The organism is Bradyrhizobium sp. Tv2a-2 (genome assembly GCF_000472425.1).
Taxonomy (GTDB): Bacteria; Pseudomonadota; Alphaproteobacteria; order Rhizobiales; family Xanthobacteraceae; genus Bradyrhizobium.
On the sequence record NZ_AXAI01000062.1, the window covers coordinates 1 to 8,237 of the forward strand.

At 60.1% G+C, this 8,237-nt stretch carries 4 protein-coding genes and 3 pseudogenes; 3 read left to right on the forward strand and 4 right to left on the reverse strand.

Features of this window, described 5'->3' with window-relative positions:
- Window positions 1–451: 451 nt before the first annotated feature.
- From A3AI_RS0141315 to A3AI_RS44880, 4 genes are all read right to left on the reverse strand, one after another.
- A complete protein-coding gene (locus A3AI_RS0141315) occupies window positions 452–1,456 on the reverse strand; it encodes a Vgb family protein (protein WP_051382814.1) in 1,005 nt (334 codons plus the stop codon).
- Window positions 1,453–2,568 (reverse strand): WD40/YVTN/BNR-like repeat-containing protein, encoded by a 1,116-nt coding sequence (locus A3AI_RS0141330; RefSeq protein WP_156928181.1) that lies wholly within the window; start codon window positions 2,566–2,568, stop codon window positions 1,453–1,455. Before A3AI_RS0141330 ends, A3AI_RS0141315 begins: the two co-directional genes overlap by 4 nt.
- Window positions 2,569–2,684: 116 nt before the next feature.
- Window positions 2,685–3,575, reverse strand: coding sequence for an MBL fold metallo-hydrolase (locus A3AI_RS0141335; RefSeq protein WP_198030362.1), 891 nt, complete (start codon window positions 3,573–3,575; stop codon window positions 2,685–2,687).
- Between the two features lie 188 nt (window positions 3,576–3,763).
- Window positions 3,764–4,243 (reverse strand): hypothetical protein, encoded by a 480-nt coding sequence (locus tag A3AI_RS44880; RefSeq protein WP_156928182.1) that lies wholly within the window; start codon window positions 4,241–4,243, stop codon window positions 3,764–3,766.
- Window positions 4,244–5,234: 991 nt separating this feature from the next.
- On the opposite strand from A3AI_RS44880, the pseudogene A3AI_RS49810 reads away from it, so the two are divergent.
- From A3AI_RS49810 to A3AI_RS49815, 3 pseudogenes are all read left to right on the forward strand, one after another.
- Window positions 5,235–5,489 (forward strand): annotated as a pseudogene (locus A3AI_RS49810) (transposase); the annotation flags it as partial.
- Window positions 5,490–5,738: 249 nt separating this feature from the next.
- Window positions 5,739–6,961: pseudogene (locus tag A3AI_RS44885) on the forward strand (type I restriction enzyme endonuclease domain-containing protein).
- Window positions 6,962–8,088: 1,127 nt separating this feature from the next.
- Window positions 8,089–8,237, forward strand: a pseudogene (locus A3AI_RS49815) (IS256 family transposase); the annotation flags it as partial.

Sequence of the window (8,237 nt, forward strand, 5' to 3'; positions counted from 1 at the left end):
CGCCGCTCTCGCGGCGTGACGAGACGAGATTACACCGGGCAACCGGTGTGACGTAACGGTTGGGAAGACGAACAGCACTTAATGCAGTGCCGGTCGATCCGGCGATCAGGACAACCCACTCGGGCCACAGCATCATCGAATGCGTGCTTTTGACCGGGACCTGATCCGCGGAGGGCATTATGGCCAGCGGTCATGAGTACCGCGCAAACAGGCCGAACACATGGCTGCTCCGACCAACGCTGCAAGTGAAGATTCTTCTTGCCAACCCGGAGCCGTCCACACATGGCCCTTCGCGACAGTTTGCGCGGCGCAGGGGCATGTCCGAAGTTGGGGGCAAACCGGAAGTCACCGGCTGAGGCTCAAACCGGCACTCTTGACCCGAAGCCGAACAACACACGTCGCGTTCGCAAATACGGGCTGCTCACTACGTGGATTGCCAGCCTTCATCCGATTAGGAACCACGGGCATATCGGGCCGGCAGCATGCCGACATATCCGCTGATGTCGGCATACCAAACATTGCCATCAGGATCGACAGCGAGGCTGTAGGGCCGGGCGTTGTCGCGCGGAAGGCGAAATGTGACGACCCTGCCGTCGCGCAGGCGGCCTAGACTCGAACTACGCACCATTCCGAACCAGACGGCTCCGTCACCGGCGACCACCAGCCCGCTCAGACCTGCATTCTGCTCCGCGACCTTGAAATCGGAAAACTCGCCGTTCTTCAATCGGCCTATGCGATTGGCGCGGAACTGCAAGAACCAGACTGAGCCGTCATTGCCGACCGCGACATCGGTCGGAACCACAGCGGGCCCCGACAAGTCGATTGTCGTCATGGCGCCGCTTGGCCCGATACGGATGAGCTTGCTAACCGCCTGCAGTGTCGCCCACACGGTCCCATCCGAAGTCACTGCCACTCCATAGGGTCCGCTGTCCGCTGATCCGATCTCGTGGCGCATGAAGATTCCGTCTTTGAGTTGCGTGACGCCGGCTCCCGTAGCGTCAGCGAACCATACGGAGCCGTCGGAGCCGACTGCCAGGCGGCCCAGCCGTACGATCTCGCTGTCGAGCGCAAATTGCGCCACCTCGCCGGAGGGGCTGATGCGCATAATCGCGCCGGCCCTGATGTCGGTGTACCAGGCGCTTCCGTCGGCGGCGACCGCCAGTCCGAGCGGCTCATAATTCCGCCTCGGGGTCGGCAGTAACTCGATTCGGCCACCGCGAACGCGGCCGATGGCATCGGCCTGATCGATGGTGAACCAGACGGTGCCGTCGGCGGCGGCTGCAATCGCCATGGGACCATCGCGTGGACCGGGCATACGGTACTCGACGAAGCGCGCCGCCGGCGCGGCCCACCGCAACAACAGCATGCCGGCACCGCTCAGTACGACGAGCCCGAGCACGGCGCTCATCGTCAGCAGGCGTCGGCGCCGCGGCGAGAGGGTTACGGGCTCCGTCATGAGCCGCTCGACCCGGCAAAGCGCGAGCGCACCAAAAACCGTGCGAACAACGCGCCCAGGAGGATAACGAGCACACTGAAACCGATCCGGCCGGCAAGGCTGATGGGGTCGGATCGTCGCAGAAGATTGCGCGCGTCGATGGCGGTGCGCCACACTTCCGAGTAAGGCGTGAGCGAGTATACGGCATAGAGCGCGCCCGCATCGCTTGGGTCTTGCGCGAGCGCCCCCGCCTCAAGGTGGATTGGAAGATTGTCCTCCTTGAGCATCCAACTCTCACCGCCATTCTCGCTGCGATAGAGACCACGGTTCGTGGTGACGACAAGAGTCGTTGCCTCGGCATTCGCCGCAATTCCGCGTATTGTCGTTGCGGACTCGGGCAAAGCGCGACCGACCGCGCGCCACGGCGAGCCTAGTTCATCGCTGACATAGATCCGACCGGCACGTGCCACCCACACTCTCTTCGGCACGTGAACATCCGCCGCGACGTTGTCGACCGGCGGGCCATCCTTGCCCGGCTCGCCCGGTTGCCAATGTTGGCCGCTATCCTCACTGGTCGCTATTTGGCCGCCTACGACCGCGACTATGATCTCAGGCTTGGATCGGACGATAGCAAGCGCGGTTATCGCGCTCGTTTCCCAGCGGCGGCCTACCTCGACAAAGCTCCGCCCACCATCACCGCTGGTGAATAGTCGATCTCGGCCGAGCAAATAGATGCGATCGGCGGAGGTGCCGGGTGCGAGTGTCTTGGCTGGTATGGCGGCTTCCGGGGCAAGCACCGGCTTCCATTGGCTCGCTTCGAAACGGAATATCCCGCTTTGCGCGGCGCAGATCGCTCGCTCACCGTCGCCGAGAAATGTCACGGCAAATACGGCGCCGAAAATGAGATCGGGCGCTTGATGAGTCCAAGTTAGTCCGCCATTGCGGGAGCCGAGCAGGCCGAGATCGGTGCCCGCCAGCACATGCGACCCATTTTGCGGATCGACAGCTACGACCAGGGCGGCATTGAGGAACAGCCCGACATCGGCCCTGAGCCAAGTGCCGCCAAGATTGCGTGAATGAAACACCCCGCCATAAGAGCTGGCATCGTGCGCCCTCACGCTGCCAGCCGTCACGGCTACGATCAATAGCAGCGGCACCAACCGACACACAGATGCCAATTGTTTCAAATAACCGCCCGCGTCAGTCACGCTGCTGCACAACCTGTTCAATTCGCGAGCGCATGCCCGGCTCAGGGCTTGCGCGACTTTTCGCCGGGAGCCAATGCAATTTCCGCCATCCGCCCGCCATTCAGGGCCACCCAGGAATTCTTGGTGACGGGATATTTATCGGTATAGCTCAACGGCTCGTGGGCGGCGATACAGTGCTCATAGCCGCCGGTGATCTTGTAGCACTGCTCGTACGCTAGGAACTGCTGGACTGAATCGGTCTGCTGTATGTTCGCCACCATCCAGTCGCGGATGCCCTCGTAGGACGAAAAGGCGTCCGAGCCGAACACCAGCTTGCCGATGCTGGTCGGCACTTCGAGGAGTTGCGAGCCCGCTGTATGGGCGCGGAATGCCGGATGTATGATCACGCCGGGCAGGATCTCTTTCTCGCCGTCGACAATCACGGCCTGGCCCTTTAGGATCTTGCCGTAGACCTCCTGCATGGTCAGTGGCATGTACCCGCACGCCGGCGTCCGGTTGCAACCACCTGGATCAGAGTTGATCGCCTTGATGTGCTTCTCGGGATAGTTCAAAGCCCATTCGATCCCGGCAAGCTCGGCTTTTTGCACATAGAGCACCGCGTTCGGAAGCTCAGACAACTGACCAGCATGATCCCAGTGCGCGTGGCCGATCACTGCCTTGGTAACGTCAGCAGCGTTGAAGCCAAGAAGCTTGAGTTGCTCGCCGAGCGGGGCCCAATGATCTGATCCGGTCATCTTGAGATAGTCCTGCTGTTTCCAGCCGGTATCGTAGAGGATCAGTTCGGTCCCGCACTTGATCACGCCGATATTCACGGGGAGGTCGACGGTCGGAATATTGTTGGTCGGCTTCTCGCTACCCGGTACAAAGGCGCGGTCCGGCATGAAGGCGCCGAACGGGACATTCATAAAGCGGCTGCTTTCGATCAGCCACACCGAGCAGACCGGCTCTTGCGCCAATGCCGCTGTCCCGCTCAAGACGGTTAGTATCGCCGAAGCAGTGACGATCGATGCAAATAGCCGAATTTTGAATCCAAGCTTAGTCATTGCATCCCTCCCTTACCTTGTAAATCTTCAGGTCACTTGTGGAACTCCCAAACTTGCTTTGGTAGGATGTTGGTCGACTAGTGGGGCTTGTACTGCCCGGGCCACAGCACCTCGCCGGCACGCAAGATATCTTCGGATGCAGTAAGACCCATGCCCTGCGCATCGATGAGATGTTGCCGTCTGCCATCCTTGGTGAACGCGAGCATCTCGTCGCTGGCTTTGCGGTAAAGAACCATAGCTTCGAGATATCGCCCGTGCACCTCCGACAGCGACGCCGGAACCGCTAGGCCGCCGACCCGCCGCTCGGCGTCGCCGAAGAATCGTGCGATCGGTTCGATCTTTTGCTCGAGCTGGCGTGAATCGTGGGTTTCGGTCTCATAGGCGATGCCAGCGAAGCTCATCGCCACCGCCGAAGGCGTAACCTCCCGATGAATTTCCCACAGCGATGCCGCGTAGCCTTCCTCTTCAGCGGTGAGTGCGCGCGGCTCAGGCCCTGGCGACATTTCCCGGGCAGCTTGTGGCAACCGACGAGGAAGCAGTTCGTGCCAAGCAAACACAAAAACTCCTCCGAGAATCACTACGATGCTCGTCAGCAGGATTGACCGCCGATTTGGAGCGCCGATCGTCCGGATGGTGTCGCCTCCCCGGAGAGCAATTTTTATCGGCTTTTCGGCAAATCTTATCCGGCAGATTTTGGATCAGCAATATAATTATGGATTAGAAAATCACAGTATAGGCCGACGAACAGGGCAATCAAAATGGAGAAAAAGCCTGGCGTCAGCGGCAGATAATGGAATTGACCGAGATGCATGCGGCGCTCGTGTGGAGTGGTCCAAGTTTGAATCGGTGCTGGGCGTCGGTTAGCCCGGCTTTTTCTACTCGCGAAAAAACGAGTAGAATCAATGACAGGACCCGTAGGTCTCCACGTGTATGGGGCTCTCGTATGGGTGTCTTGGCGTCAAGAAAAATCGTCATACACTGAGTCATCGCACCGTGCCGTTGTTGTGCGCGACGGTCGCGTGCTGGCACGAGCGGCGGCTCGCTGGCGAACTTGCCCGGCTTCCCACCGCTATCCCAGGCCGCGGGGCGGTCTCGTGCCGCGGCAAGCATCCCGAACACCTGGCGAGACGAACGGGTTTACCTCCGCCGAAGTGCGTCGAAGTACTCCTGAAAATTCACGGGCACGTCGGCGATCGCTGCGGCGGTCTGAGTGAAAATGTTGGCGCTCATGCGCGGCGAACTGACCAATCGCATCGATTAGAAGCGTACGCTCCGAGGGACCACCAGAGTCCGGCAATTTCGTTAATTCGCTTATCGATTTCCAAGCGCAGCCGCTCGGGCCAATCATCCGAAGCGGCGGCCTTGCCGAAGTTGCTACTGCGTATCTGCGCTCGTCGGCTTCTCGCTTGCTCTGCTCGGCTTCGCGGCTGCCGCGACGCCATTTGTTGAACGAGCGCTCCGGCTTCGAGCGCCGCGCGTGTCTTGCTGCTCTCGGCAGTAAATTGCGGGCACTGAATCCTGGAGTTCGACCGACGCATCATCGCCTGACATCGATCGAACGCGACGAGCAAACGGCTGGACGCGATCCCTGGTGTCGGGCCGGCGCTGGCGACGGCGCTAGTCGCAGCGTTGCCGATGCCAAGACTTTCCGATCGGGGCGGGACTTCTCGGCCTGGGTTGGGCTCGTGCCGAAGCAGAACTCGAGCGGAGGCAATGACAAGCTTGGCAGTATCAGCAAGCAAGGCGATCGCTATTTGCGCAGCCTGTTCACGGCAGGCGCACTCGCCGTGATCCGCTATGCCAAGATCCATGGTACGGGGCAGCGGCCATGGCTGCCGCATCTGTGTCGCTCTTTACAACCAGATCGTCGCGCTTCGGCCAGATTGGCATAGCGACGATGATGCAGGTGGCGCAATCAAGGTCGTGATGACAGGTTCTGCCGCCGATCCCCAAGCCTGGCAGCCGCACATCGGGACCAAGGCGCGCCGCGATCCTCTGGCCAAGCGCGCGAAAGATCCAAGGGACGCGCTCAAGTTGGTGATCGTGCGGGATATGTGGCTGGCTGGATTTGATGCGCCGTCGATGCACACGATGTATATCGACAAACCCATGAAGGGCCACGGGTTGATGCAGGCCATTGCTCGTGTGAACCGGGTGTTCCGTGACAAGCCGGCCGGCCTCGTCGTTGACTATATCGGGATTGCCCAAAACCTGAAGAACGCCCTAGGCCAGTATTCTGGCTCGGACCAGCGCCAGGTAGGAATTGAGGAGACCGAAGCGGTCGCGGTGCTGCTGGAGAAGTATGAAGTCGTGAAGGCGATGTGTCACGGTTTCGGTTACGTACGCGGTTTGGCGGGAACGCCGCATGAGCGGTTGGCCGTGCTGGCGGAGGGCATTGACTGGATACTTGTTCGACAACATGAAGCGGCGGCCAAGGAGATTAGCGAAGACGGGAAGCGGCGCGAGAACCGTCGCTATCAAGATGCCGTGCTTGCGCTGTCCAAAGCATTCGCGCTCGCTTCGGCAAGCGATGAAGCTCGTGCTGTTAGGGATGAGATCGGTTTCTTCCAGACGGTCCGCGCCGCCCTAGTGAAGTCGGCCGACGGCACCGGAACAAGCTCTGCTGATCGTGAGTTCGCCATCCAGCAGATCTTGGATCGCGCGGTCGTCTCTACAGAGATCGTCGATATCCTCACTGCGGCCGGCATCGCTACACCAGACATCTCTATTCTGTCCGACGAGTTCCTCGCGGAGGTTCAGCAGCTCGAAAAGAAGAACCTGGCGCTTGAGGCGCTCCGCAAGCTTTTGAACGATGAGATCCGTTCGCGCAGCAAGACAAATATCGTCGAAACCAAGCGCTTTTCAGAGCGCCTGGACGCCGCTATTGCTCGATACCACACGAACGCAATTAGCACCGTTGAGGTACTGGAAGAGCTCATCGAGCTCGCGAAGGAGGTCCGGCGGCGCGCAGGCGTGGGGAAGATGAGGGGCTGTCGGAGGACGAAATCGCCTTCTATGACGCTCTGGCCGAAAGTGAGAGCGCCGTGGAATTGATGGGCAACGACTCTCTCAAGATTATCGCCCACGAGCTCCTCGTTAGCTTGAAGGGCAGCGTTTCGGTGGATTGGTCACACCGGGAGAGCGCCCGGGCGCGGATGCGCGTGCTGGTGAAGCGGATCCTACGCAAGCACGGCTATCCGCCCGACCTTCAGGATGCGGCCGTTCAAACGGTCCTTCGGCAAGCGGAGGCGTTGTCGGCGGGTTGGGCTGTTTAGGTGACTGCCGCAATCACGAAGGCCCAAAACTAGCTGAAGGGAGCAGGCGGTCTTCGGTGAGGGGTTCGGATGACGCTACGGCGAACGGCCTCAGCAACGGTAACCTGACGGTCACGCGCACAGCGCCTTATGACGGTTCGCCTGGCTCAGTGCGATCGGTCGCGCATCATTCAACCGGCAAATACTTCGCGTCCTTAACAATAACAACAACTGGATTGGCATCGCGAACGGGACCTTCAACGTAAACTCCGACAGCGGAACATCTTCGCTGAATGCGATGGTCGCTTCCCCTGGGGGTAACGTCTTCATGAATGGTGGTGTCGGATCAAGTCCGACATATGGGGCGGACGGCGATGTCGTCGATATGGCGATCGACCTTAGCGCTCAGCTTGTTTGGTTTCGCGTGAATGGCGGGAACTGGAATGGCAGTGGAACGGCCAATCCATCGACCGGTGCCGGAGGCGCACCCTTTAGCGGAATAAACGCTGGACCTACTACGCGCTGGGATCTCTTCTGCAGCAAAATGCAGCATGGACCGCAAATTTCGGTGCGACCGCCTACACCCATGCGGCGCCGAGTGGGTTTGGAAACTGGTGAGGGGCGCCGTGTGGCCTGATCCTGCGGCGCCCTTTCCGGTCATACCAGCCGTAAGCTGCGATTGAGCCGAAGGCCACAATAGCCATTATCCAGGTTGGCACCTCCGGTACGGCGGTGAGAACCCATGGAGCTCCATAGTCCGCAAGTGTAAGAGTAAAGCCGCCACTAGGCTCATCCAGGGAGAAGGAAACGTAGCCAGTCGAAGAGGACGAATACCATCCAATACCTGAGACGGCCGAAGTCACGATGATCGGGTTGCTCTCAAATATCCCGGTTAGTCCGGTATTTTTGAAACCCGGCGGCCCAGGGTTCGTAGTAGCGCCATCGTAATAGTCAAAACCGCCGAGGCGGGCTGATACCTCCCAACCTGCCTGGTCGGCAGGATAATTCAAATTCGGGAACCGGAGATCTGATCCCGGCGATCCTGCGAAACCAGAGCTATGGCCGAAACTGGGTGATGACGGGTTGAGAGAGGCGGCGTATCGAGGCGGGTGTCGAGCCTGCCAGAACCTCAAGGAGAGCGATACGCCATGACCGAGACTACCAACGTTTTTGCTTTTCGTCAGCCCTCCGCGGTTGACGATCCACTGACCGATATCCTCCGCGCCGGGGCGCGCGACCTGCTCGCCAGGGCGGTCGAGATCGAGGTCGACACGTTTCTGGCCAGCACGTCCGAGCT

Bases quoted from the DNA above. Each gene is read 5' to 3' on its own strand.
- A3AI_RS0141315 (WP_051382814.1), bottom strand. From the start codon at position 1,456: ATGACGGAGCCCGTAACCCTCTCGCCGCGGCGCCGACGCCTGCTGACG.